The following is a 24,782-nucleotide window of genomic DNA, read 5'->3' as shown; positions in this document are numbered from 1 at the left end:
GTCATTGGATTACAACGAATGTCTGCTTTTGCACTGAAGCTGGTCAGAGGAAACATCCCCTAACTCTCTTTCACCGGAAAACTGAAATGGAAGTAGCTTACAGAAAGATTGCTTCTAAATTCCCTCGGCGTCTGCCCAGCATACTTCTTGAATAAGCGCGTGAAATAACTTTGGTTGCAAAAGTGATACTGATCGGAAATATCGGATATTTTTCGATTTGTAAAACGCAAAGCATACTGGGATTCTTCAACTTTGCGGATATTGATATATTCAACAAGCGTCACACCTGTATGTTCCCGGAATACACGGGAAAGATGACTCGTACTAATATTGAACTCCTTAGCGATCTCCTCCACCGTGATAGGTGACTCCAAGTGACAGGAAATATATAAAATGACATTATTCACGATTTGGTTCGAAAGGGGCGGCAAGTCCTTATTTTTAAGCGTATACATATAAAACTCAAGCAGTTCATCCACGAATTCAAAGGTATTCTCTTCATTCAATTTCGTTTCGATTAAGACCATACATGCGTTATTGAAAGCAAATGCTTTTGCCGGCATATGGGATGTTCTCTCCAATTGTCTCGCAACCATTGAGGAGAGACTGATTAAGTAATATTTGATCGTTTCAAATGGCCTCATCCCCGCATAGCGTATCTTATATTCAAAAAGAAATTTGATCTCTTTTCGTGCTTGCTCTTTTTCCAAGCAAAGAATATGAGTCAACAACTTTCTTTCCGTTATGTAATACGTCTCGATTCCTTTGTAACGCCCATTTGACTCACCCTCATATTCTTGATTCCTTACCAACATAGATCGTCTTATCCTCATCGTCTTCTGCATGTTCACAAGCTCCACTCATTTCACTTTTTCTTCTAAACGGTTTGTTAGTTTTATGATTTATTAGATACCCATAAAAATAATTTTCTAACATCTTTTTAAAATTAAAGTGAATTCAATGGGGTCAAATTAAAAAAAGGTAGACAAAATAAACTTTGTCTACCCCCGTCTTATTGGTTCGATGATTCCTTTTCCAACTCTGACTGTTCTTTTTTATGGTAAAGTCCATCTGTATTTTCGTTAGCATCTTTATCTTCTACTTCTTGGTTGTAGTAATGAACGCTCGTTTGGGCGCCTTCACTTACCATCTTATTATCCTGTAAATCATATGGGTCCGAATGACCGACTTTCGTGTCGGAATCACGATTCATTTTTTGCGTGTTGATGAACGACTCCACTTTGGTTTTCATATTATTGAATGCGACCTGTGCCTTATCCCGATTTTCTTTTTTGCTAAAATAGGCATACGCTCCAACAGCCATTGTTGCAAGCAAAAAATTGTTATTTCGTTTACGTCCCATGTTTAACATTCCTCCCACTTTGTTTAAATATCGAAATATGGTATGAGTATACCCTGATTTGTTGCATTAGAAACTTTTGCTTATCCATTGCGTGACAGGAAGATGCTTTCCGAACCATCGGAATCCCGCATCATTTCGGTATATTTCCCTTATATGTCATTTTGATTACAGCTGTAGTTTTTAACCTTCACATTTGTTATGATAACAAAAAGAGATGCAGAGGTGACAGTGCAATGATCCGACTCATGACAACCAGGGATTGCGTGCACGTTCAACAAATCGCCCGTAAAACTTGGAGTACAACGTATCAAGATATTATTCCAGATGAAATTCAAAAACAGTTTATCGATCGTTTCTATTCTCACGCGATGATGGAAAAGCGTATGGAAAAGACAAACGTTCTCATCGCTGAAGTTCGTGGTTTACCGATCGGCTTTGCCAACTTCACAAGAAAAGACGAGGATGGCGATTCCGAGCTGACAGCAATGTACATTTTACCTGAATACCAACAAGCCGGTTACGGGGAGCAACTCTTCAAGTCCACTCTCTCCATGTTGCAGGACGCCCAACAACTATTTGTTTATGTGGATGCACGTAATACCATCGGAAGAGCCTTCTATGAAAAACAAGGATTTGAATTACTCGATGTTTTCGAAGAAGATTTCCAAGGACATCCTGTTCTAACCGCGCAATACGTCTACTATATACAAGCTCCAGTACTTGTCTAACTTACTATTCAAAAACGCTTTCCACCTGTTAGGAAAGCGTTTTTTCTTTTTGACTTATAAAGGTCGCATCGTTCCGCCATTTCCATCATCTACGTAAGCATTTTCGTTCGTAAGTGGCGGCTTCTTTGTAAAACAGAGAATGCCTGCAATATAGAGAAGGATGGATGTTAAGTTAATAATCCCAGCCAATACACCCGCAATGATAAACATAATCCCTGCGAGCTTCGGGTTTTTGTTTTTCCAGATGTTCACAATGCCGATAATGGTCAAGATCAAACTAATAATAAGAAGAATGACAATCAACCAAATCAAACCACCAAGGAAATTAAACATGCCATAGATCCACTCAAGATCTTCCGGATTAATCGTCGGATCTGCCAACATCTCCGCTTCAAATTCTTTTTGGATCATCGGATCAGACTTTAAAAAGTTATAAAATACCATCATAACGACGGTGGAGATGATTCCAAGTACCGTAAAAACGGCACTGATGATGGCTAATACTTTTTCCGCCGTGCGGTTTATCATATTTTACGCACCCTTTCTTTTAATCTTATAATGATTATACGCTTCTTCATAGAAATGGTTTCACTTTTTCTACCTTTTCTTTGTGATCAAGCATTCATTTTTCTAAATCGGAACCGCCCATTCCACATCAAACGAAAAAGACAATCCGGCGGCATATTCTTGCTACGGATTGTCTTTTACTTTCAGTCCATTATACTTTCACATCTTCATAATCTTTATAGCGTTCGAATGCCGTGACAACATATGAGCAGACAGGTTCCATCTTTAGCTCATGTTCACGTGCATAGGCTGCCGCGCGGTCCAATAATTTCTTCGCTACTCCTTGCCCGCGTAAATCCGTAGAAACAAATGTATGATCCATCACCATGACGTCTCCAAGAATCGTCCATGTAATTTCCGCGAGCAATTTTCCATCCTGCTCATTTCGAAATGCAAATGCGTCGCCACCTAGTTCCACAAATTCAAATTCCATCTACATGACCCCTTTTCTTGCAATGTAAGATTGATGATCAATGCTCCATGCCTTGAATTTAAGCTAGTATCAGTTTAACACCTAGTGGCAAGCTAGACAATCGTTTCCTTTCGAAAAAGTCTCTCTATTCTTAATTTCTGTCGCTTTATTTGAACCAGGATTGAATGGATTCAAACAGTTTGGCAAAGAATTCTTTGACACTTTCCCAAAAGCCTGGATCAATTTCACCGATTTTCTCTTTAATTGTCGCCGTCATATCGGAGAGTTGCTCGGAAAACTTATTGAAATCGATATCCAAGTTGCGGATGCGATCCATCAAATCAATTAATAACTGTCGATCTGCTTCACTTAACTCGATATTCAATTTGCTCAATTGTTCTGTCACGATTTTCTCGACTTCTTCTTTCGTAGCCGGATTTTTCTCTGCAATTTGTTTTTTGATTTCCGTCAGCAGTTCCGAAACTTTGTCGCTATCCACACCCGCTTCTTTTGAAAACTTGGTCGCCAAGTTCAATTCATCATTGGCAACGTCCGTCCGTTCGGTATCGAGTGTCTCGCCGGTCACTTCATACGCTTTGTAAATGCCGACAAGGGCGGAGTGGCCAGTCACTTTTTTCGGCGCTGCCACTTCGACAATCGCATCTTCAATCCCCGCTGTTAACATGGCGTTGGCATACATTTCCGATGTGACTTGTGTGATATTGTCTTCTGTCACGATGGAGATGACCAAGCCTTTCCCCGCTTCCTGCCGTGTAATCTTAGCCGATGAATACATTCTCGCCTTATCGTTACCATCTTTAATATACTTGACTAGGTCGCTTCCGGAGACCATAATCTCCTCGACTTCCGCCTCTTCTGCAACGTTTAAGCTTTTCTTAACACTCTCTTTTTCGGTCTCCGATAAATCAGCTCCGTAGACGACAATCGGGACACCAAATCTTTCGTCAACTACCCCGTCCTCAGCTTGAGCCGTCAACGGACTTGCTATGCCTATTACAAGCAACAGAACCGTTATCATGCTTAAAAATCGCTTCATGTCAATTCCCCCTTCTTATACGATTAGTACGCTTCGTAGTTTGAAAAGTTCCCTTCGATCACTTCAGCGATGTCCAACCATCATTTTGGACGATTTTGCCTTCTTTCATCAGCTTGCCTAATGCACGTTTGAATGCCGCCTTGCTCAAGTCGAACATTTCCTTGATTTCTTCGGGTGTCGATTTATCTGTAAAAGGCATCCGGCCGCCGACTTCGGTTAAATAGCGGAAAACCGTTTCGGCATCGTCTCCCAAACGCTCCTCTTTCCTCGGCAACAGGGAACCATTCAATGTTCCATCGTCCCGGATACCAACAATCCGAACTTCGACTTCCTGTCCAAGACGCGGCTCTTTCTCCTGTTGTGAGTTATGGATGAAGATCCGGTAATTTTCCGGTACGCTCAGCATGAAAGAGCCTACGGGTAGCAAACGGTAAGCCCTCGCTTTTACATTTTGATTATGCAAGGAAGTCGGGGCTTCGATCAATTGCTCCTGGACCTTTTCTTCCGTTGCCAATCGCCCGAAAATATTGCCGCCTAAATCCGTTCGGAGTGTCATATACAAGGCATCATCCACTTGCGGCCATAAAGACCGGATGCGTGGCATATCCGCCCGGTTGACGAGCACTTCAAAGGAGGAACCGATATCGACATAGACCCCTTCTCGATCGTCCACGCGAATCACACGCGCCCATCCGAACGTTTCACTTGTCATGTTCGGCATCCGCATCGTCGCAGTCAGTTGGCCCCGGCGGTTTGTGTATAAGAAAACTTGCACGTTATCTCCTTCTTGCAACGCCTCATCTGCATCGGAGACGTTCATCATAATCGGGTCCTCATCGCCCTCTAACACCCAGCGTGATCCTTCACGCCCTACTACTTTTAAATTGGCTGTAAAGCCGGATTTCAATTGTGCCATTAGCAATCCACCTCTTCCTCTCGATTCTGTACACGTAGTTTTTCCACAAACTCGGCATCTTGTTTCATCGCCTCGACAAGATCTGTAATCCGGTCCATGGCATTCCAACTAAGGTGATGTTCAATCCCTTCCACATCACCGTATATATTTTGTTCTTCAACACCGATGATTCTAAGAAACTGTTCGAGCAGTTCATGCCGCCTGACCAACTTCTTACCAAACTTATACCCTTTTTCCGTCAACTCTAGCCCTTTGTAGCGCTCGTAGACAAGATACCCTTCCCGATCAAGCCGCTGTGCCATTTTCGTTACAGAAGAAGGCAGGACTGCCAATGCTTCCGCGACATCCGAAACACGTGCAACCCCTTTCGCTTCAATATGCAAATAAATTTGTTCGAGGTAATCTTCCATACCTGGTGTTGCCATTCGTACCACCTCCAGTATGTATTAGCCTGCACAAGGCAGGTGACGCAACCGTCGCGACCAGACATCGCGTTATTAACTGCATTTCTTCGTTCCCACGCTTACTCCTTTCCCTAGCGAATTGTTTAGACACTCTACTTGCAGGGTATTTTCTGAGTACATAACTATAGGGGGGATATACATGGGCCGAATTCTTTGGCTAATCATTGTAGCATTAATTGTCATTTGGTTACTAGGTGTAGTATTGAAAATTGGTGGAGGACTCATTCATTTTCTCCTCGTCGTCGCCGGTATAATCTTTATCATCCAACTGGTGACAGGAAGAAGAACTTTGTAACGAAAGGGATGTCGACATATGTCGGCATCCCTTTTTTGATCCCTGCTCATCCTATTTTCGCATAAATACATGTATTCCGTAAAACATTTCCATCAGGCGATAAGGAATCTTGATGAAGGATCCCTTCAAGTGTAAAGCCTGCACGTTCCGCAACGCTTCTGCTCTTCATATTGCTTTCATCACAACGGATTTCCACCCGATGTGCACCGAGCTGCTCGAACGCAAAGTGTTCAATCCGTTGCACGGCCTCCGTCATATAGCCATACCCTTCAAATTCCGAAGAGAGCCAATAGCCGATTTCAAATTTCGGGATTGACCAATCAATGCGATGGAGGCCGCATGCACCAACGAAAGCACCCGTCTCTTTATGGTAAAGATGAAACCGCAAATCCTCGCGTGTGATAAATTGGGCGACAGCTTTTCTTAAACTTTCCTTCGTCGTTTCCAATTCGGGTTCAGGCTGTGCCCACGGCATCCATTTGCGAAGGATTGTCAAGGATTTACGCGTCGCTTCCCATACTTCCTCCGCGTCCTCAAGCTTTGGTGCCCGGATCAGCAGTCGTTCCGATTCAAGCGAACTAGGGAAGTCCGCAATTCGTCGAACCTTTACTGAACTCCTTGACTTCTCCCCATCTTCCCAGATGACAGGTGTCGTTGTTCCTTCCGTGAAATCCTCCCGTGTAATGCCATAGGTCACCGCATCGTAATAAGCATATTCCTTCGGTGAAAACCATGCATTCCGCAAATGGGCTTCCTTCACGAAACCGGCCCGTTCAAATGTTTTCCGCATGGCAAGATTATCTTGTCGCGTATGGCCTTCCAAACGGATTTTCTTGTCCGGAAGGCTGAATACATATTCCGCTACGAGCCGAAGCGCTTTCGGCCCGTAGCCATTTCCTCTCGACATATCTGCAATCCGAAGATCGAACATCGGGATTTTATCCGCTAGATCATAAATCTTCACAATCCCGACTTTTTCCCGGGCATCATTCTCCACCCAGAACGTTTTCACTTCATCCGACTGGTAACCGCCTTCTTCAATAGCCTTTTCAATCAATTCGCGACCCGGATGGGAATTGCCGTGATAAGGCCATGTGTTTGTTGTCATAAAATGGATGAGCTGTTCTTGCTCCTCCATCGTCCATTCTTGTAAATGCATTAGAATCCGCCTCCATGCAAGCCTACTTCGTTACTTATGAACTCGCAATAAGCGAAGCGAGTTCAGTACGACGAGAAGCGTCGCCCCCATATCCGCGAAAATGGCAATCCACAACGTCAGCCATCCCGGAATGATAAGAAGTAGTGCAACTATTTTTAAGCCTAATGCAAACATAATGTTTTCTTTAATAATTCGCAACGTTTTTCTACTTAATTTAATGGAATAAGGTAGTTTTCCTAAGTCATCGGCCATTAACGCAATATCCGCCGTTTCCAATGCCGCGTCCGTTCCGGCACCACCCATCGCAATCCCAACAGATGCCGCCGCTAAAGCGGGCGCGTCATTGATGCCATCTCCGACCATTGCGACACGTCCATATTGTTCGTTTAATTGTTTGATGTACACTAGCTTATCTTCCGGCATGAGTCCGGCACGCACATCCGTTACACCCAATTTTTCTGCAATGGCTTTTGCTGTCGTCGGATGATCTCCTGTTAACATGACTGTATGCCGGATGCCGATTTCCTTCAATTCTTTCAACACTTCGCCACTTTCCGCACGGATCGGATCCGCAACAGCTAGCAAGGCACTATATTCACCATCTAAGACAACCGCCATGACAGACTTCCCTTCCTGTTGCAAGGCAGCTGCTTGTTGCAGTACCTCCTCCGGTACCGAGGCAAGTTCTTGTATCCAACTCAAACTGCCGATATAGACCGTTTGATGGGCAATCTTTGCGTAAGCCCCTTTTCCGGTGACCGATTGGAATCCGGTTGCTTCCAGCCTTTCCGCCCCTTGCTGATCAGCGTAATTGACAATCGCTTTCGCGAGCGGATGCTGGGACAAAGATTCTACAGCTGCGATGGAGCACAGAAGCGATTGTCGATCCATCCCTTGGCGGACAATAAATTCCGTTACTTCCGGATACCCTTTTGTCAATGTGCCTGTTTTATCAAAAGCGATCGCCGTCAAATGCCCCGTTTCTTCCAGGTGAACGCCGCCTTTAATTAAGACCCCTTGACGCGCAGCATTTCCGATTGCCGTGACGATCGCAACAGGAGTGGATACAACGAGCGCACAAGGGCATCCTACAACGAGTACGGCCAGCCCTTGGTAAATCCATGCATGCCACTCTCCACCAAGCAGTGGCGGTACGATAGCGACAAGGAATGCAACGACGATAATGGCTGGAGTATAGTATTTTGCAAAACGATCGACAAATTTTTGGGAAGGTGCTTTCTCCGCTTGTGCTTCTTCAACAAGATGGATGATTTTCGCAATTGTCGTATCTCCGACCAATTTCGTTACAGTCACTTCAAGCGCGCCTTCTTCGTTAAGGGTACCTGCGAATACATCGTCGCCTGTCTTCTTCAGGACAGGCACCGCTTCACCCGTGATCGCCGCTTGGTTGACGGTGGAAGTGCCTTTCAAAACAGTACCATCCATCGCAATCTTTTGACCGGGTTTGACGATTAAGATATCGCCGACTACAATGTCTTCCGTTTCCAATTCCACCACTTCATTGCCACGTCTTACAAAGGCGGAAGACGGTGCAATATCCATTAACTGGCGAATCGACTGGCGCGCTTTGTTCATCGAATAAGCCTCTAGCGCTTCACTGATGGCGAATAAAAACACAACGACCGCACCTTCACGCCATTCTCCGATAATAGCCGCCCCGATAATGGCAATCGTCATGAGCGTTTTCATATCAAAATCGAAACGGATTAAATTGCGAAGCCCAGTTTTAAACATATTCGCTCCGCCAACCACGATGGAGATCGCAAATAAGCCGATGGCGGCAGGGTGCGTCTCCGCATAGCGGAACGAAAGAATTGTACCCGCAAGTAGGAATAGGAATGACAGGATTGTCACCACGTTTTCCTTACGCGCAAAAAACGGCTGTTTCGGCTCCGTTTGTCTTTGTTGGATCGGAACGACCTTGATACCATCAAAAGCACCCGCTGCCTCTAAATCTTTAATTGTGGCATTACCGCTGAACGATAATTTAGAGGCGCCGAAGTTCACTTGGGCATCTTCAACGGTCGGTAAATTTTTGATATTATTTTCGAATTTCATCGCACAGCTCGCACAGGATAAGTTTTCGAGTCGATATTCTTTTTTGTCAACTACCGCCATCTTTTTCACCCTCTGCCGCATGCTCATGCGCAATTTTCACGAGTTGATGAACGTGATTATCCGCGAGCGAATAGTACACCATTTTTCCTTTTCTTTGTGATTTTGCAAGCGCCTGCTCACGTAAATAACGCAAATGATGCGATGCGGTTGCCACGGAAGAACCGATGACCGCCGCAACATCACAGACACACAGCTCTTTTTCCAACGTCAAGGAATAGGCGATTTTCAATCTTGTTTCATCTGCCAATGCTTTAAAAATCTGAACCGCCGCTCCCAATTCAGGTAGTGAATTCTGCACGCGTGTCACGACTTCTTCATGGACCGTTGTCACTTCACATACTTCTTTTGTCGTCATGATGTCACCTCATTCAAATAATCGTTTGATTGACTTTATTATATGTAAATTTCTGATAACATGCAAGGTTATTCAAACAGGTATTTGATTGTCATACTCTTTTCGCCCATTCTTGATTTCGATAAAAACAAAAAAGCACGGGGACCAGGGGTCGTTCTCATGTTTTCAAACGTCGTTCTTAGGGAATGGGTTGTACTAATACCGATACGGTTCTGGCGGCCATTATAATGCTTGCTTGAACGTCTTTTTATTCCTTATATTAAATAACGGGGTGATTCGATGTATAATAGAATTCTTGTTGCAGTCGACGGTTCAGAAAACTCACGACGGGCCGCTGAACACGCTGCCATGCTGGCTGCTTTAAGTCCCGATACCTCTGTTGAAATTCTCTATGTACTCGACTTTGAGCGTGCCCGTACGGATGCTCTGCATTATACGAGCAGCGACGATCTCCATACCGATCGTAAAAAGAAGCTCGCGCCAATTGAAGGTGCATTTGAACAACGGAAAATCGAATACCAGCTCGTCATCAAGCACGGCGAACCTGGACCGACCATTGTCAGCTTTGCCAATCGGGGCGGCTTCGACCTTGTTGTCATCGGCAGTCGCGGACTGAATTCCTTTCAGGAGATGGTACTCGGCAGCGTTAGTCATAAAGTGGCCAAGCGTGTAACAGCTCCCGTATTAATCGTTAAATAACAGTAGCAGACAAGCTCTTTTCTCTTTTTAAGAGGAAAGGGCTTTTTTGATCTTATATAATTTCTAAGTAAATATGAGAGATAATTTTTTTCGGTACGTTGTATAAGATGTAAAAGCTTTTACAACAAATGAAGGGGAATCATTAGATGAAGTCGAACGAGAGGAATTTTGTGAAACGATTACAGAAACAAAAAGAAGATGCCTTGGAATTTGTCGTCGATGCGTATTTGCCCATCATTAAAGGAATCACACATAAAGTGCTTATTCCGCTTCACGATCCAGGCGTCATCGATGAATGCATCAACGATATTTTTCTATCCATCTGGGACAACTCGAAGAAGTTCAAGGGAGATGCGACCGATTTCCGAAAATGGATTTGTACCATCGCCAAGTTTAAAGCGATCGATTATTACAGGAAAGCAAAGAAAGAGGTTGAGTTTTCGTCAGATTATATGGATATGAATGCGGATTTGTCTGCTGAAGACGAAGTCATTTTATTGGAGGATCAAAGTGAATTGGTGAAGCTCATCAACCAACTGGATCCAGTGGAACGTGACATATTTATCATGAAATATTTTCTCGGTTTTAAAACAGAGGAAATTGCAAAGAAGCTTGGTTTGACGAATGCTTCCATCGACAATCGCGTCTATCGTGGGAAAAAGAAGCTAAATCAAAAGGTGACAAGCCTTGAGTTAGGAGAGAACAGAATATGAAGGACATTTACGAATTATTGAATGATGCTAAAATAGACGACCAAGATATTGAAGAAATGCCTGTTACTGAATTGGAAAAAGCAAAAGTGAAAAACGCCCTTAAACAATCGATCTCGAAGAAGAAAAAACGAAAGGGCTGGAAAACGAATGTTGTAGCTGCTGCCGCTGTAATCGGCCTGACCATTACAACCGTCGGATTAACATTCCCCGCTTATGCAGGCAATATCCCGATTATCGGGGACATTTTCAGATTCCTAGATAACGACAAAACAGGTATGTATGATAACTACAAGGAATTTTCCACTGAAATGAATCTGACACAAGAAAGCAACGGCATTAAAATAACGGTGAATGATGCGGTTTTCGATGGCGAGACAGTTGCGATCACCTATTCCATCGACAGTGACCATGATTTAGGGGAGGAACTGACGATCGACATGGCTGATATTAAAGGTTCCAACGGGAGAGCTGGAACCTCCAAAATCACAAAAATAGACGACAATCACTATGTCGGCTTAGATCGAATTACACCTATTGGCTTAACTTCGGAGACTGTTCATATAAAGTGGAACATAAACAATTTATATCTTATGGACACTGGGAACGAGGTAAAGGGAAAATGGAAATTTGCCTTTTCTCTCCAAGCAACAGATAGTCAAGTCCAATTAACGAACCAAACGATCGAGCAAAATGGCGTCACCGTCAATATCGAGAAAATCGCGGTTACACCGATGTCCTTTATTATTCACTACAACCAAGCAGCGACACAACAAGTCCAAGACAAATGGCATGAAGCTTCCATTAAGCTCCATGTAACGGATGATCTAGGGAATACCTACTCCGGAGAAGGCAACGGAGGATCCGGACCGGACGCTTATACAATAAGTTGGAGCGATACATTCGAAAAACTGGATCCGAACGCAACAAAACTGATCATCACGCCCCATATCACCTTCCGAATCCATGATGCGTCCAATTTCAGCAGCGTTGAAATCACAGAAGATGGGAAGGAAAGAGTACTCCCTATTCCGCCAAAGACCGGCGTCGGAAAAGAAGAATTTGTCATGGAGGATATTGTGATTGAATTGGAAAAATAAATGGCGACTTGCTTTGAGCGTGGGTGACTCCGCTTTGAGCGCGAGCGACTCCACTTTGAGCACGAGCGGCTCCGCTTTGAGCGCGGGCTACTCCGCTTTGGGCGCGAGCGACTCCACTTTGAGCGCGGGCGGCTTCACCTTGAGCGCGGGCGGCTCCGCTTTGAGCGCGAGCGGCTTCGCTTTGAGCGCGAGCGGCTTCGCTTTGAGCGCCAGCTTCTCCGCTTTGAGCGCGGGCGACTCGCTTTGAGCACGATGAGTAATCCCCCATTTTAATCATTTAAAAAAAGGAGCCGGCTGTTACTTGCCGGCTCCTTCCTTTTTCTCTTTTTCATCCTTTTCCTTATGCAATACATCATATAATTCATCCGCAACCGAAATATCCGCCAACTTCACTTTCGATCGATAGGCCGCTCGGATGATCAGATGCCCGGCAACTGGTGCCGTCAAAAAGACGAAGACAATCCCCAAAAGAACACGGACGCTAATAAACTGCTCGTGGAACCAAAAATAAAGAAATGTTCCGGACAATGTGAGTAACACTGCCAACGTTGAACTTTTTGTCGCCGCATGGGATCTCGTATAGACGTCCGGCAAGCGAATGAGTCCAAAGACGCTAATGACACTCGCAATACCGCCTGTCAAAATGAGTAGTGCCCCTATGAATTCACCGATCTCGTTTACGCTCAACGATAACCCCCCTCTCCGTAAATTTGGAGAAGGCAATCGTACCGATAAACGACAAAATCCCTAATATCAGTATGACTTCTAAAAAGGCTTTTGTTTTCAGTAAGATGGAAATGACCGCAATGGAAGCAATTAAATTCACACCGATCATATCCAACGCAATCACCCGATCCGGCATGGAAGGTCCGAGGATAATCCGGATGACTGCAATGGCGATTGTCGTGGCAAACAAGATAACCGAAATCGTAAGCATCGTCTCAATCATCATCGGGTCACCTCCATAATCGCTTTTTCAAAATTCCCCAACTGACTTAACAACGAATCCTTTGACTGCTCCACATCCATCGCATGAATGTAGAGGACATTCCCTTCAGGTGACACTTCCATCACGACCGACCCAGGCGTCAATGTTAACAAAAGGGAGAGCATCGTCACTTCTACATCACTTCTTAAAACCGTCTCATATTTAAAAATGCCTGGTTTTATTTTCAGTTTCGGGCTTAAAATCTGTTTTAACACAATAACACTCGACAGCGTCAGCTCCCAGATAAAGATGAAGAGCAACTTAATGGTCGCATACAATCTCCGTAAGTAAAATTGTGTTCCAAGAAATCGGTGCATGAAAAAGATGATTCCGATCCCTACGAGGAAACCTGCGAAAAACGTCGTAAATCTTAACTCATCCTCATCCATCAACGTCATCCAAAGAAAAGCGATGAATAAATTCAACAATAATTGGGCTGGCACTCGCACTCACCTCTTCTTTCCGCTCGATGTACAGGACTGCATCCGATCAGCGATTGCCATTCATCACAGCCTCTATATAGATATCGGGATTCATGAGCGTATGAGCGGCATCGCTCACATAGACTGCAATCCCTTCTGCCCCTAGCCCAAGCGCAACTGTCAAAAGACCAAACAACACACAAGGGATTAGCATCCCTTTCGGAAGCGGTACATCATCGTCTTCGTTAATAATTGTTTCGCCCCAGAAGCAATTCATAAAAATACGCAGCAAGGAGTATAAGACAAATATACTAGACAGGAATGCAAGCCCCAGCAACACGAACGCCCCTGCTTCAACCGCTCCTTGTCCAACATACACTTTTCCTATGAAGCCACTCAAAGGCGGAATTCCAGTCAATGACAACATCGTGATGAAAAATAACCAACCAAGGATTGGATAGTTTCGGATTAATCCACTCATCCGCTCAATTCTCGCTGTGCCCGTCAAATAGATCATCGTCCCGGCAAGGAGAAATAATAACGCTTTAATGATCATGTCATGTATTAAATAATAGATGGACCCTTGAATGGCCGCCTCAGTTGAAACAGCAAGACCAACCAATATGAACCCAACAGCTATGACGACATTATAGGAAACAACTTGGCGGACATCGTTATAAGCGATGGCTCCGATCCCCCCGCCAATCATCGTTAACGCCGCCATCACACCGATCATCGTGTGTGTAATTTCCGGTTCGTGGTAAAAAATGAGTGTGAATACCCGGAACAACGCATAGATTCCGACCTTTGTCAGCAGAGCGCCGAACAATGCCGCGACTGCTGTCGGCGGTGCGCTATAAGATCCCGGCAGCCAGAAGTAAAGTAACAATCCCGCTTTCAAACTAAAGACGAGCAAGAATATGATCCCGATAACAGTCAGCAAAGGATCTTGGCCCGCTTCAGCAACCCGCATGGATAAATGCGCCATGTTAAGCGTTCCGACCGTACCGTATAAATACGCAATCGCCAACAGGAAAAACCAAGAAGATAATACGTTAATGGATACGTATTTAATGGATTCGACAAGCTGCACTTTCCTGCCCCCAAGTGTAATCAATACATAAGAGGCAAGAAGCATCACTTCAAAACAAACGAATAAGTTAAACAGATCCCCTGTTAAAAACGATCCGTTCACGCCTGCCACTAGAAAAAAGACGACAGGATAAAAGAACATATTTTCATGCGCTTTGCCGATTGAGGAAAATGCATAGAGCAGCAAAATACCTGTGACAACCATAGTCGTCACGACAAGTAACGCAGAAAATGAATCCGCCACAAACAAAATTCCATAAGGCGGCAACCAACCACCGAAGTCAAGCTTTAAAATACCTTCCGTTTGGATACGATTCAATATGTAAACGGCTACCCCTAACGTACCCAATACGGATAGAAGGCTCACAATACGTTGAATTCTTACATAAGGCCGCAAGAAAACAAGGAAAACCCCCGTCAACAACGGGATGACCATTGGCATCACTAGTAAATTATTCATCTTTGACCCCTCTCAATGCATCGAGATCGTCCGACCCGGTCTCCTTAAAAGTCCGATAGGCAAGAACAAGCAAAAAGGCGGTAACAGCAAAACTGATGACAATTGCCGTCAAAATCAGGGCTTGCGGTAAAGCATCCGTATAACTTTCCGCATTCTCCCCCAGTAACGGCACACTGCCTTTTTTCAACCCACCCATTGTCATCAATAACAAATGCACGGCATGGGACAATATAGCAGTTCCCAAAATGACCCGGATCAGATTACGGGACAGCAGCAAATAGACGGCAACGGTCACAAGCACCCCGACGAGTATCGTTATTAACGTTTCCATCCGCTACACATCCTCACTAATACTTAAAATAATCGTTACAACTACCCCCACCACGGTAAGTGCTACCCCTGCTTCAAAAAGAAGGATGGTCGACAATTCGGTACTTCCGAATACAGGCAAATCGAAGTGGCTGGCCGTCTGCGTCAAAAATTCTGCGCCAAACAATACTGACCCGACACCTGTCCCTACCGCAAGAAAGACGCCAAGTGCTGCAATTTTTTTATAATCCCATGGAATCCCTTTTTGAACCGTTTCGATATCATGGACCAAATACAGTAAAACAAAAGCGGAGGAAAGGACAAGCCCGCCAATGAACCCTCCACCAGGATTATGATGTCCCGCTAGAAATAGCTCCACCCCGAACGTCAAAATAATGAACACGACAATCTTGGTCACAGTTCGTAAAATGACATCATTGATCTTCAACGTCTTGTCCCCCCTTTCTTGCCTTCAATTTAATGAGCGTGAATACACCAAGCCCTGCGATGAAAAGTACAACCACTTCAAGCATCGTATCGAACGCCCTGAAATCACCCAATATCGTATTAACTATATTTTTACCCCCTGCAAGTGCATAGGAGTCTTCAAAATACACCGAAATCGATTCAAACAGTTTGTTCCCCTGTACCGTCAAAGCAAGAATCGTAACAATTGCACCGACCGCAATGGCGATCACAGCATTGATAATTTTCGTTGACCTTGAAGCAATTTCCCTTTTCCAATCCGGCAAGAAATAGAAACAGAGCAAAAATAGCGCCGTTGTGACAGTTTCCACAATAATTTGGGTCAGCGCTAAATCAGGAGCACGGAAGACAATAAAGAATAGAGCAACCGCATACCCGAGTACGCTATTTAAAATGATCGCTGTCATGCGGGACTTCACAAATAAGATGGAAATACCTGCCCCGATCATGACGAATACGAGGACATATTCATTGATTGTAATCGGCGCATCATTCGAAAAGTCGAATGCAAAAGAACCGGTTAATACAAGTCCCCCCCCGACAACTAAGATGAAAAAAGTAAAAATATAAACGAGATAATCGCGCAGATGACCCGTCATATAAAAACGCGTCAGCACCGTCGTAAACCGTTCCGTCTGGAGCAATAAACCATTATATAGCCCGTCCAGACTCCAGCGCATCGGCGCAATCGTATAAACACCACGCCAATACCGTAGGGACAGGTACAATAGTACTCCGACGACGATCACCCCAAGAGTCAATTGCAAAGGTGCATAATTAAAGCCATGCCATGCGGAGATATGCGGAACCATTCCTTCCGCTCCAGCAAACGGCGGATAGACAGCCGCCATCGCAGGCTGCAATACATAATGGCCAACCATGTTCGGAAAAAAGAAAATACCGACAACTAGCAATCCAAGAATTGACGGTGCGATGAGCATTCCTATCGGAGCTTCATGCACTGGTCGATCAAGCCGATCAGGTTGGTGTTCTCCCAGAAACGTTTTGAAGACGATAATCATGCTGTAAACAAACGTGAACACACTTGCGATCCAAGCGATGACTGGGAACAGAGCACCCCAAGATCCCATCGAAAACAGGTCCAGCTCACGGATGATCAACATTGACTCGAAAAACATTTCCTTACTCAAAAAACCGTTGAACGGCGGCAAACCCGCCATTGAAAAACTTCCGATCAAAGCGATTGTAAACGTTACAGGCATCAGTGACATTAACCCTCCAAGGCGCCGGATATCCCGTGTTCCGGCCTCGTGGTCAACAATTCCGACCACCATGAAAAGAGCACCTTTAAACGTTGAATGATTAACGAGGTGGAAAAGTGCGGCAAAAGTCGCCTGTGTATAAATGACTGAATCTGCACTGTATCCACCATTTAGTGCCGCAGACCCCAAACCGAAAAGGCTCATAATCAGCCCAAGCTGACTAACGGTAGAATAGGCGAGCAACGCTTTCAGATCCGTCTGTTTCACTGCATTGAACGAACCCCAGAACAATGTGAAGAGCCCTACACAACTAACGGCGTAAAACCAGACAGCCTCCCCACCGAATACAGGCGTGAAACGTGCAACAAGGTAGATCCCTGCCTTGACCATTGTCGCAGAGTGTAAATACGCACTGACCGGTGTAGGGGCCTCCATTGCATCCGGAAGCCAAATATGAAACGGGAACTGCGCAGACTTCGTAAATGCCCCGAGAAGAACGAGCAGCATCGCCAGCAAAAACAGTGTGTCATCCGTATACTGGCCGATGGTTGCGATCACTTCGCGCACACTGAACGAACCCGTCAACGTTTGCAGCATGATAAAGCCCGCGAGCATGGCAACCCCGCCGGACACCGTGATGAGCATCGACTTTTGTGCCCCATATCTGGACTGTTTACGATGGTACCAAAAAGCGATGAGCAAGAAAGAAGAAATACTCGTCAATTCCCAAAACACGTATAGTACCATCATATTATCTGAAAAGACGACACCTAGCATCGCACCCATGAACATGAGTAAATAAACGTAAAAACGCCCTAACGCTTCCCGTTCAGATAAATAGTATATGGAATAGAGGATAACGAGGGTCCCCACCCCTGTAATTAAAAGTCCAAAAATCATACTTAGACCGTCCAAGTATGTCGTGAAATTGATCCCTGCCGAATCGATCCACCTCATCGTGTGGATATACGTTCCACCCTTTGCCACGGAAGGGATAAAACTCGCAAGAATGATGAATAATGTCAAAGGAACAAATAAGACAAACCACCCGATTTTCCGGCTCGGCATCCACTTATAAATGAATGGCACTAAAATGGCGGCTAAAAACGGGATGAAAATGGCGATTGTAATAAACAATTGGAAACCTCCGATACTAAAGGAATACACCATATGGAATGGGGCTGAAAAGGATAGCACAGGCTACCTAACCAGGAAGGTACGCAGTGAAAGTTTCTCATAAAAAGGGAGTTACGAAGCAACTACCCACTGCTTGACTTACATTGGGCGAACCTCACGCATAAACCGACCGGTGTCAAGGTGAAGTTCACCCGAGGTCTAGTCACCGGTATAGAAGGAACGAAATATACCTGAAATATCATGATTCGAACTAAATAGGGCCATGCTAAATACGGTCAAAAGAAGTAGAAAACCACATTTTCTTCATTTATACGATGACCTACTTGACGCGGAGCATAACTGGAAGGATAATAGGTAGCTACAAGTACCAAATACGAGGAAAAAATCCATTATGCCATGGTGTACTGATATCCAGGTTTCGATTTACGCTTGTGGCTTTTAGAATGGAACAAGTTACATGTATACACCAAAAAATTATACACTAAAATAACGTGTGACGCACTTTTTCAACTTTCGTATCTTATTATCTTGCCAAGCGATACATTTTCATATATAATAACTTGGTTTTCAATCGAGACTCGACTTCAGAGGGATATATATCTTCACAAAAATAATGTAAGAGGTGACAACCGGCATGGGCAAAGTAAAAGGTCGTATGGACGAGAGCATTCTCGTTTGTGTCTACTACGGTCCAAATGGTGAACGTCTCATTCGACGCGGACATAAAATGGCTTCAATCATGGATTGTCCACTATATATTTTAACGGTGGATCCGCTTCCGTACGATGAATTTGACGCGGAAAAATCAGAATATGTCGAGCGATGGAAAGAGCTTGCTGAGGAACTGGATGTAGAAACATTCATTATCCGCGATAATGAAAAGCGACCTTCCGCGAAAGTGATCAAGGAAGTGGCACATAATTTTAACATCACCCAAATTATCATCGGACAAACTGCTCAAAGCAGATGGGAAGAAATTACGAAAGGTTCGTTTATGAATGTCCTGTTACGCGAAATCCCATTCGTCGACTTTCATGTCGTTTCGGTCGATCGCTCGATCAAAGACGAGATCGATGGGATGTTTGAAAAAGGTGTCCGTGCTTATTTAGTGGAAGATGGCGACGGTTTCCGCATCAACTTCACACTTTCCAAAGAAGCGCGTTATGAAGGGATTTTCTTCAAAGAAATCGGCACCGATTTCAATAATGGGATTTTCAAGTTTATGAGTAATAATAAAATGTGCCAAGTGCATATTACGGACGATTTAGTAACCGATCCTTCCATATTCCACTGCAAAACGGCTCAATAATATAGAATATAGATAAACGCGGATAGCCCTTTCACGGGATATCCGCGTTTTTGCATTTGCCGAATTGCATCTAAACGACGCCCTTCGCTTTTCTTTATTGTCTAGTCTCCGGGCGTCAGATGCTCGGGTCATAAGCCGACTTGGCTATGAGGCACAGGACGCCTCTTCGCCAAGCAGTCTTATGCCTATCGCATCTAAACGACGCCCTTCGCTTTTCTTTATTCTTCTCCTACGATTTTCACTTCGAGTTCTAAATCGACTCCGAATTGCTTTTTCACTTCCGCCTTGACCATATTGATCGTCTGGATATAGTCAGAGGCCGTTGCATTGTTTTTATTGATGATGAACCCCGCATGTTTCAAGGATACTTCTGCACCGCCATGCCCTTTCCCTTGCAAGCCGCAATCTTGGATCAGCTTTCCAGCAAAGTAACCGGGTGGTCGTTTAAAGACACTACCCGCAGAAGGGTATTCCAGCGGTTGCTTCGATTCACGCTGGAAAGTCAGATCCGCCACTTTTGCGTCAATCGCTTCCTGATCCCCTACCGCAAGCTGAAAATCAGCCGAGAGCACATAATACCCTTCTTTCGCGATGATACTTTGGCGATAGCCGAGTTCCAATTCTTCCTTTGACAGCACAAGCCGCTCGCCCGACTGCGTGAGCACCGTTGCCTGAATGATGATATCCTTAATCTCCCCGCCATAGGCACCGGCATTCATCGCCATCGCTCCGCCGATCGAGCCCGGGATTCCACAGGCAAATTCAATACCAGTTAATGATGCAGCAGCCGCCTGTTTTGAGACATCAATAATGAGTGCTCCCGCTTCCGCATGTACTTTTGTCCCTTCGATCCGGATGGTATCCAATTTAGCCAGATGTAGGACAATCCCTCTAACCCCGCCGTCCCTGACGACCATATTGGACCCATTGCCAAGCAATAGCAAAGGAATCTCACGTTCATGTGCATAACGGACAGTCGCTTCCGTCTCCTCCGTTGTACCGGGAATCACGAGAAGATCCGCGACACCTCCAAGTTTTGTCATTGTATATTTACAGAGTGGCTCATCTACTTTTAACGTTCCAATTGTAATTACTTTTTGAAGCTCGTCAAACCATTGATGTTTCGACATCAACATTCAATCCTTTCAATTTCTAATACCTTTTGGCATCTTACGCCCAAATGAATAAATGAAGAACAAATACGTCTCTTTAACAATCAACATTTATAATTCATCCTTAATAGTATGCGTGGATTCTTTTCTTTTGACAAGGAATTCTTATCGATTGAAATCAGCATTTTATTCGTGTTATTCTGACAATATGAACCTAGCGAATTTAACACCAATCTATTATCTTGACTTCGAGATAATTTTAAAATATAGTTAGACCATAACCTATTTTAGAAAGGATGTTTTGTAAAGATGGCTAAATGGACAGTAGATGCATCACACACGAGTGTTGGGTTTTCAGTGAAGCACATGATGGTATCGAAAGTAAAAGGCAGCTTTGGAGCAGTAGAAGGTTCACTGGACGGCAATCCGGAAGATTTAACAGAAGCAAAAATCGATTTCAAAATCGATGCTGCTTCCATCAATACCAATAATACAGACCGTGATAACCATCTGCGTTCTGGCGATTTCTTCGATACAGAAACGTATCCGAACATCACATTCATTTCAACGGAAATTGTTAAAAAAGACAGTGACGAATATAAAATTACAGGCGATATGACGATTAAAGACGTGACGAAAAAAGTGACATTTGAAGTAGAATACGAAGGTAAAGGAACAAATCCTTGGGGCGTAGAAGTCGCAGCGTTCGAAGTCAAAGGGAAAATCTCCAGAAAAGAATTCGGACTGACATGGAACCAAACACTTGAAGCTGGCGGCGTTCTTGTCGGCGACGACATTAAAATTTCCATCGATCTACAACTGAATCCAGCACAATAAACAAAAGCGGAGGACGCCTGCTTAGACGCGACAGGCATAAGGCGAGTCGACTCTGTGGCGTACTTTGCCACAGAGTCGAATTGACTATCAAGGAACGCAGTCTAAGTTCGCCGCGTCCTGCGGCAATGACTGCGTAACTCACATCCTGTGAGCCTCCGAGCGTCTGGCGTCCGGAGTCTAGACGTAAACAAAAGCGGAGGGCGTCAGGCGTCCTCCGCTTTTCTTATTCTTCAGCTGCCACTTTGCGGAGTGCTTCTGCAAATGTTTCGGCGGGTTGGGCACCAGAGATTGCATACTTCCGATTAATAACGAAAAAAGGGACTCCCCGGACACCGATCTGCCCGGCCTCTGTAATGTCATGGCGGACTTCTTCTGTAAATGCATCACTCTCCAGTACTTCCTTCACTCGATCACGGTCTAGACCGACCTCTTCAGCAAGAGCAAGCAGAACATCATTCGTACCAATTTTTTGCCCCTCAATAAAATAAGCCCTTAAAAGCCGTTCCGATAATTCCGCTCCGATCCCTTCCTGTTCGGCCAACTTCGCTAAACGATGCGCACGGAATGTATTGGCTGGGGTCATCTTATCGAAATCATAATTCAAACCGACCGTCTTCGCTTGAACTTCCACATTGTCCGTCATCTTCTTTGCTTCCTCCATGCTCATGCCATATTTCTTGGCGAGCACTGCTTGCATCGGCTCATCGGATGTATCCGGTGAGTTCGGATCGAGTTCATATGCTTTAAACACGACTTCCGTTTTTTCTTTAAGTCCCGTTTCTACCAGTGCCTCTTCTAACCGCCGCTTCCCGATATAACAAAATGGACATACATAATCCGACCACACTTCAATCTTCATCATCCACACACCTTTCTTCTTTTGATTTTAAAACCAATCAAAGAAGGCAACAATGAATATGCTTACTACGTTTTCAAGAAGACTTGACGGAGGTTATTCGATGTTCAACTCATTATGGCTACAAACCGCATATCCACTTGATCCCTATCCAACACTCGATCAAGATGTCAGTTGCGATATTTGCATTATCGGTGGAGGATTAGCTGGAATTGCAAACGCCTATTACCTAGCCAAAGAAGGCAAAGACGTAATTCTTCTAGAGAAAGATACCATTTTGGCAGGGGCTACCGGTAATTCCACAGGGAAATTGACCGCCCAACATGATTTAGTCTATGCCAAATTATTAAAGCAGTTCGGGCATGATCAGGCCAAATTGTATTATGACGTCAATGAACAAGCCATTGAATTCGCCCGGTCCTTTGCAAAAGAGGGAGAAATCAAGACAGCAGATTCCATTCTCTATTCCCAAACGAAACACGGTACTGAACTGTTGCGCCACGAAATGCGTGCTTATGAAGCACTTGGCATTCCCGGAGAGCTGGGTAAAAACTCAGAATTACCAATTCAGATCGACGCAACCCTTACAATGCCAAACGAATGCCAAATTCATCCCGTCCGTTTCGGACAGCACCTCGCCCAGCTTGCAGTCGAAGCCGGAGCTCGGATCTACGAACATTCAGATGTCGTGCTCATGGATTTGAAAAAACGACTACTTGCCATGAAATCGGAACATGAAATCCAATTCACTGAACTTATTTTATGTACCCATTATCCGATTGAAGCATTGCGCGGTCTCCAAGTAATGAAATTGGCTGTTGACCGTTCTTATATTGTAGCCGCTGAAGGAAATATGCCTTTACAAGGGCAATATATTTCCGTCGATTCGCCAAAAAGGTCCATTCGCACCGCCCAATTTGATGACAAGACGTTCTTCCTCCTATCTGGTGAAAGTCATACAGCCGGGATGGAAAGCAACACCGAAGTGCATTACAAGCGTTTGAATACGGATGTACAAGAGTTGTATCATCTGGATACCTTGACCAACAGATGGTCGGCGCAGGATCCGCAAACACCGGATCTGATCCCTTATGCGGGCATCATTTCCTCCAGTATGCCTTACGTCTATTTGAGCACAGGCAATCGGAAATGGGGATTATCGAATTCTTTGGCAAGTGCTCGGATCATTAGCGATCTGATTGTGGGGCGAGATAACAATGCTTCTCAACTGTATGCACCGGACCGGACCGGATTCGGCTCGTTTTTATTGCAAGCATTGAAAATTTCCGGACTCGTTGTCACCGAATTCACAGGCGGGCATCTGACACGAACGAATGCCCCAATCTGTACACATATGGGCTGTCGGACAAGATGGAATGAGGGCGATGAAACTTGGGATTGCCCATGTCATGGCTCCCGCTTCCGAAAAGACGGATCCGTGCTGGAAGGTCCTGCAACAAAACCCTTGAATTTGAAATAAAAGAGGATATCCATTCATGTAGCGGACTTGTAATCCTCTCCACCTTCATAATGGCATACAAAAAGGCCGCGCCCTCTTTTCAGGGGCACAGCCTTTTTGTAGTCGTCTAGACTCCGGACGCCAGGCGCCCTCCGCTTTTGTAGTATTATTTCAACGCTTCCGTCAAAACCGGAACAATCTGCTTCTTCCGGGATACGACACCTGTCAATTTCGCCGTATTGTTATCGAGCGCTACGTTGAAGGCAGCACTTGCACGTTCCGCCTCTTTCCCTAGAACAAGAACGACCGAGTCATTGTTCAATATATCCGTCACAGCGAACAGGAACAAGTCTAAACCTTTCTCCTCAATAACGCCATTCAACAATGCCTCTAGCTCCGCCTGACGGTTCATGACATCATTTACGTCAATCGCATTCACTTGGGCAATTTCAACTTTTGCATTGCCCATCACGAATTCTTTCGCATCCAAAGCAACTAGATCTTCAAGCGACTTATCGCTTAGGTCGGCACCGGCTTTCAACATCGCCAATCCATACTCTTGCGCATCGACATCCGCAATGGCTGCCAATTCTTCTGCAGCCCGTCGATCCTCTTCCGTAAACGTCGGCGATTTGAACAGCAGTGAGTCCGAAACAATCGCAGACAGCATAAGACCTGCAATATTCTTGGGAATCTCGACGCCGTTTTCCTTGTAAAGTTTATTCAAAATTGTAGCCGTACAACCAACCGGCTCCGCACGATAGTAAAGTGGATCATTCGTTTCAAAGTTGGCGATCCGGTGATGGTCGATCACTTCAATGACTTGTACATCGCTCAAATCATCCACACTTTGCTGTTTTTCATTATGATCGACAAGAATCACTTGTGCCGCTTCTGGGGCCGCCTTTTCAATAAGACGTGGTGCTTCAAAACCGAAATGCTCCAACGCATACGCCGTCTCATTTGAAACAGTACCTAGTCGTACCGCCTCCGCGTCCATCCCCAATTGCTGTTTCAGATACGCATAGCTGATCGCCGATGTAATCGTATCAGTATCGGGGTTCTTATGACCAAACACTAAAACTTTTCCCATGAATAACTGCCTCCCACTTTTTCTTTTCTCTTCAT

Annotated in this window: 29 protein-coding genes; 9 read left to right on the top strand and 20 right to left on the bottom strand. The window is 44.7% G+C overall.

The window, feature by feature from the left end; genetic code table 11:
* Positions 1-59: 59 nt before the first annotated feature.
* On the bottom strand, positions 60-815 hold the full coding sequence (locus MHZ95_RS15985) for a helix-turn-helix transcriptional regulator (RefSeq protein WP_239391786.1): 756 nt from the start codon (positions 813-815) through the stop codon (positions 60-62).
* A 197-nt stretch (positions 816-1,012) separates the two neighbouring features.
* The gene (locus MHZ95_RS15980; protein WP_239391785.1) at positions 1,013-1,363 is read right to left on the bottom strand and encodes a hypothetical protein; all 351 of its coding nucleotides are present in this window, start codon (positions 1,361-1,363) and stop codon (positions 1,013-1,015) included.
* Between the two features lie 233 nt (positions 1,364-1,596).
* Between MHZ95_RS15980 and MHZ95_RS15975 the strand changes: the two genes are divergently transcribed.
* Positions 1,597-2,091: a GNAT family N-acetyltransferase gene (locus MHZ95_RS15975; protein ID WP_239391784.1), complete on the top strand. Its 495-nt coding sequence runs from the start codon at positions 1,597-1,599 to the stop codon at positions 2,089-2,091.
* 54 nt (positions 2,092-2,145) lie between these two features.
* Here the strand turns inward: MHZ95_RS15975 and MHZ95_RS15970 are convergent, their stop codons facing one another.
* The 5 genes from MHZ95_RS15970 to mntR all read right to left on the bottom strand — a co-directional run bounded on the left by MHZ95_RS15970 (position 2,146) and on the right by mntR (position 5,468).
* Positions 2,146-2,619, bottom strand: coding sequence for a DUF4064 domain-containing protein (locus tag MHZ95_RS15970; RefSeq protein ID WP_239391783.1), 474 nt, complete (start codon positions 2,617-2,619; stop codon positions 2,146-2,148).
* 190 nt (positions 2,620-2,809) lie between these two features.
* Positions 2,810-3,091, bottom strand: coding sequence for a GNAT family N-acetyltransferase (locus MHZ95_RS15965; protein ID WP_239391782.1), 282 nt, complete (start codon positions 3,089-3,091; stop codon positions 2,810-2,812).
* Between the two features lie 145 nt (positions 3,092-3,236).
* Positions 3,237-4,127, bottom strand: a complete 891-nt coding sequence (locus MHZ95_RS15960; protein ID WP_239391781.1) for a DUF1002 domain-containing protein — start codon at positions 4,125-4,127, stop codon at positions 3,237-3,239.
* 58 nt (positions 4,128-4,185) lie between these two features.
* The gene (locus MHZ95_RS15955; RefSeq protein WP_239391780.1) at positions 4,186-5,043 is read right to left on the bottom strand and encodes a CvfB family protein; all 858 of its coding nucleotides are present in this window, start codon (positions 5,041-5,043) and stop codon (positions 4,186-4,188) included.
* Positions 5,043-5,468 carry a transcriptional regulator MntR gene (mntR, locus tag MHZ95_RS15950; protein ID WP_239391779.1) on the bottom strand — a complete coding sequence of 142 codons (426 nt, stop codon included), beginning with the start codon at positions 5,466-5,468 and terminating at the stop codon, positions 5,043-5,045. The genes MHZ95_RS15955 and mntR overlap by 1 nt, the downstream gene beginning before the upstream one ends.
* 178 nt (positions 5,469-5,646) lie before the next feature.
* Here mntR and MHZ95_RS15945 point away from each other — a divergent pair, with 178 nt between their 5' ends.
* Positions 5,647-5,802: a lmo0937 family membrane protein gene (locus tag MHZ95_RS15945; protein ID WP_239391778.1), complete on the top strand. Its 156-nt coding sequence runs from the start codon at positions 5,647-5,649 to the stop codon at positions 5,800-5,802.
* Positions 5,803-5,848: 46 nt separating this feature from the next.
* Here MHZ95_RS15945 and MHZ95_RS15940 read toward each other — a convergent pair whose 3' ends face one another.
* Genes MHZ95_RS15940 through MHZ95_RS15930 form a run of 3 tightly spaced genes read right to left on the bottom strand, consistent with a single transcriptional unit; the run spans position 5,849 to position 9,455 of the window.
* The gene (locus MHZ95_RS15940; protein ID WP_239391777.1) at positions 5,849-6,961 is read right to left on the bottom strand and encodes a GNAT family N-acetyltransferase; all 1,113 of its coding nucleotides are present in this window, start codon (positions 6,959-6,961) and stop codon (positions 5,849-5,851) included.
* A gap of 30 nt (positions 6,962-6,991) precedes the next feature.
* Positions 6,992-9,100: a heavy metal translocating P-type ATPase gene (locus MHZ95_RS15935; protein WP_239391776.1), complete on the bottom strand. Its 2,109-nt coding sequence runs from the start codon at positions 9,098-9,100 to the stop codon at positions 6,992-6,994.
* Positions 9,087-9,455, bottom strand: a complete 369-nt coding sequence (locus tag MHZ95_RS15930; RefSeq protein ID WP_239391775.1) for an ArsR/SmtB family transcription factor — start codon at positions 9,453-9,455, stop codon at positions 9,087-9,089. The genes MHZ95_RS15935 and MHZ95_RS15930 overlap by 14 nt, the downstream gene beginning before the upstream one ends.
* Positions 9,456-9,734: 279 nt before the next feature.
* Here MHZ95_RS15930 and MHZ95_RS15925 point away from each other — a divergent pair, with 279 nt between their 5' ends.
* The 4 genes from MHZ95_RS15925 to MHZ95_RS15910 all read left to right on the top strand — a co-directional run bounded on the left by MHZ95_RS15925 (position 9,735) and on the right by MHZ95_RS15910 (position 12,211).
* On the top strand, positions 9,735-10,154 hold the full coding sequence (locus MHZ95_RS15925) for a universal stress protein (protein ID WP_239391774.1): 420 nt from the start codon (positions 9,735-9,737) through the stop codon (positions 10,152-10,154).
* Positions 10,155-10,300: 146 nt separating this feature from the next.
* Entirely contained in the window at positions 10,301-10,867 is a 567-nt protein-coding gene (locus MHZ95_RS15920; RefSeq protein WP_239391773.1) for a sigma-70 family RNA polymerase sigma factor, read from the top strand.
* Positions 10,864-11,964 (top strand): DUF4179 domain-containing protein, encoded by a 1,101-nt coding sequence (locus MHZ95_RS15915; protein ID WP_239391772.1) that lies wholly within the window; start codon positions 10,864-10,866, stop codon positions 11,962-11,964. Before MHZ95_RS15920 ends, MHZ95_RS15915 begins: the two co-directional genes overlap by 4 nt.
* Positions 11,948-12,211, top strand: a complete 264-nt coding sequence (locus MHZ95_RS15910; RefSeq protein WP_239391771.1) for a hypothetical protein — start codon at positions 11,948-11,950, stop codon at positions 12,209-12,211. Before MHZ95_RS15915 ends, MHZ95_RS15910 begins: the two co-directional genes overlap by 17 nt.
* Before the next feature lie 50 nt (positions 12,212-12,261).
* On the opposite strand, the gene MHZ95_RS15905 is transcribed toward MHZ95_RS15910, so the two are convergent.
* From MHZ95_RS15905 to MHZ95_RS15875, 7 genes are read right to left on the bottom strand one after another with little or no spacing between them, the layout of a single operon-like run.
* Positions 12,262-12,651: a Na+/H+ antiporter subunit G gene (locus MHZ95_RS15905; RefSeq protein WP_239391770.1), complete on the bottom strand. Its 390-nt coding sequence runs from the start codon at positions 12,649-12,651 to the stop codon at positions 12,262-12,264.
* Complete coding sequence (locus MHZ95_RS15900; protein WP_239391824.1) at positions 12,629-12,913, bottom strand: Na(+)/H(+) antiporter subunit F1; 285 nt, start codon at positions 12,911-12,913, stop codon at positions 12,629-12,631. The genes MHZ95_RS15905 and MHZ95_RS15900 overlap by 23 nt, the downstream gene beginning before the upstream one ends.
* Complete coding sequence (locus MHZ95_RS15895; protein ID WP_239391769.1) at positions 12,913-13,395, bottom strand: Na+/H+ antiporter subunit E; 483 nt, start codon at positions 13,393-13,395, stop codon at positions 12,913-12,915. Before MHZ95_RS15895 ends, MHZ95_RS15900 begins: the two co-directional genes overlap by 1 nt.
* A gap of 46 nt (positions 13,396-13,441) precedes the next feature.
* The gene (locus MHZ95_RS15890) at positions 13,442-14,926 is read right to left on the bottom strand and encodes a Na+/H+ antiporter subunit D (RefSeq protein WP_239391768.1); all 1,485 of its coding nucleotides are present in this window, start codon (positions 14,924-14,926) and stop codon (positions 13,442-13,444) included.
* Positions 14,919-15,257, bottom strand: coding sequence for a Na(+)/H(+) antiporter subunit C (locus MHZ95_RS15885; protein WP_239391767.1), 339 nt, complete (start codon positions 15,255-15,257; stop codon positions 14,919-14,921). The genes MHZ95_RS15890 and MHZ95_RS15885 overlap by 8 nt, the downstream gene beginning before the upstream one ends.
* A 3-nt stretch (positions 15,258-15,260) precedes the next feature.
* Entirely contained in the window at positions 15,261-15,683 is a 423-nt protein-coding gene (locus tag MHZ95_RS15880) for a Na(+)/H(+) antiporter subunit B (RefSeq protein ID WP_239391766.1), read from the bottom strand.
* Entirely contained in the window at positions 15,670-18,114 is a 2,445-nt protein-coding gene (locus MHZ95_RS15875; RefSeq protein WP_239391823.1) for a Na+/H+ antiporter subunit A, read from the bottom strand. Before MHZ95_RS15875 ends, MHZ95_RS15880 begins: the two co-directional genes overlap by 14 nt.
* 601 nt (positions 18,115-18,715) lie before the next feature.
* Here MHZ95_RS15875 and MHZ95_RS15870 point away from each other — a divergent pair.
* Positions 18,716-19,390 carry an adenine nucleotide alpha hydrolase family protein gene (locus MHZ95_RS15870; protein ID WP_239391765.1) on the top strand — a complete coding sequence of 225 codons (675 nt, stop codon included), beginning with the start codon at positions 18,716-18,718 and terminating at the stop codon, positions 19,388-19,390.
* Between the two features lie 218 nt (positions 19,391-19,608).
* Here MHZ95_RS15870 and murB read toward each other — a convergent pair whose 3' ends face one another.
* A complete protein-coding gene (gene murB / locus MHZ95_RS15865) occupies positions 19,609-20,520 on the bottom strand; it encodes a UDP-N-acetylmuramate dehydrogenase (protein ID WP_239391764.1) in 912 nt (303 codons plus the stop codon).
* Positions 20,521-20,811: 291 nt separating this feature from the next.
* Between murB and MHZ95_RS15860 the strand changes: the two genes are divergently transcribed.
* A complete protein-coding gene (locus MHZ95_RS15860; protein ID WP_239391763.1) occupies positions 20,812-21,339 on the top strand; it encodes a YceI family protein in 528 nt (175 codons plus the stop codon).
* Positions 21,340-21,562: 223 nt separating this feature from the next.
* Here the strand turns inward: MHZ95_RS15860 and MHZ95_RS15855 are convergent, their stop codons facing one another.
* Positions 21,563-22,198 carry a DsbA family oxidoreductase gene (locus tag MHZ95_RS15855; RefSeq protein ID WP_239391762.1) on the bottom strand — a complete coding sequence of 212 codons (636 nt, stop codon included), beginning with the start codon at positions 22,196-22,198 and terminating at the stop codon, positions 21,563-21,565.
* Positions 22,199-22,298: 100 nt separating this feature from the next.
* Here MHZ95_RS15855 and MHZ95_RS15850 point away from each other — a divergent pair, with 100 nt between their 5' ends.
* Positions 22,299-23,675, top strand: a complete 1,377-nt coding sequence (locus tag MHZ95_RS15850; RefSeq protein ID WP_239391761.1) for an FAD-dependent oxidoreductase — start codon at positions 22,299-22,301, stop codon at positions 23,673-23,675.
* Positions 23,676-23,820: 145 nt separating this feature from the next.
* On the opposite strand, the gene MHZ95_RS15845 is transcribed toward MHZ95_RS15850, so the two are convergent.
* Positions 23,821-24,747, bottom strand: a complete 927-nt coding sequence (locus MHZ95_RS15845) for a manganese-dependent inorganic pyrophosphatase (RefSeq protein ID WP_239391760.1) — start codon at positions 24,745-24,747, stop codon at positions 23,821-23,823.
* Between the last annotated feature and the right edge of the window lie 35 nt (positions 24,748-24,782).

The sequence above is a fragment of the Sporosarcina sp. ACRSM genome (genome assembly GCF_022346545.1).
In the GTDB taxonomy this organism is placed as follows: Bacteria; Bacillota; Bacilli; order Bacillales_A; family Planococcaceae; genus Sporosarcina.
This window is presented reverse-complemented; position numbering and strand designations above follow the sequence as displayed.